1 protein-coding gene is annotated in these 650 nt (G+C 55.7%); it reads right to left on the reverse strand.

Translation table 11 applies throughout. The features are described 5' to 3' along the window. Positions 1-616, reverse strand: a 616-nt coding sequence (locus JNK74_29175; protein ID MBL7650251.1) for a sigma-54-dependent Fis family transcriptional regulator, incomplete at its 3' end; no start/stop codon positions are given. Positions 617-650: the final 34 nt, after the last annotated feature.

Genomic DNA, 650 nt, shown 5'->3' on the forward strand with positions numbered 1-650 from the left:
GAAGCGTCGGTGAAAGGGCCGCACAATTGACCTTGACGAGTGGATGGCCTTCCATGGAGAGGTGGTGAATGGCGTCGCAGACGAGTTCCTTTCCCGTCCCGCTCTCGCCGTAGATCACCACGTTGGACTTGGTCGGCGCGATCTTTTTGATTTTTTCGATCACGGCGCGGATGGCCCTGGATTTTCCGAGGATGATTTTCTCAATCTCGTATTCTTTGACGCGGACGATGAGGGCCCGATTGGTGTTCTCGAGCTGTTTTTGATTGAGGGCTCGTTGGATCAGGAGTTCGAGTTTGTCGAGGTTGACGGGTTTGGTGAGGAAGTCGTAGGCGCCCAGACGCATGGCTTCGACCGCCGTTTCGACCGTGCCGTGTCCGGTGAGAAAAATAACGGGGCAGGGGTTTTCCGTCTTGTTGATCCGCTCGAGCAGGTCGAGGCCGGAGAGCCTGGGCATGCGAATGTCGAGGATGGCGAGATCGACCTTGTGCGTCAGATATTTTTTGTAACCGTCTTCGCCGTCTTCGGCGAGGATGATCTTGTAGCCGGCCGGTTTGAGGGCGCGAAGGAGGCCTTCGCGAATGTTTTTTTCGTCGTCGACGATAAGGATCGTATGCATGGTCAGGCGATCCTCCTGGGATAATATTCACGCG

This window comes from Candidatus Hydrogenedentota bacterium, assembly GCA_016791475.1.
Classification (GTDB): domain Bacteria; phylum Hydrogenedentota; class Hydrogenedentia; order Hydrogenedentales; family JAEUWI01; genus JAEUWI01.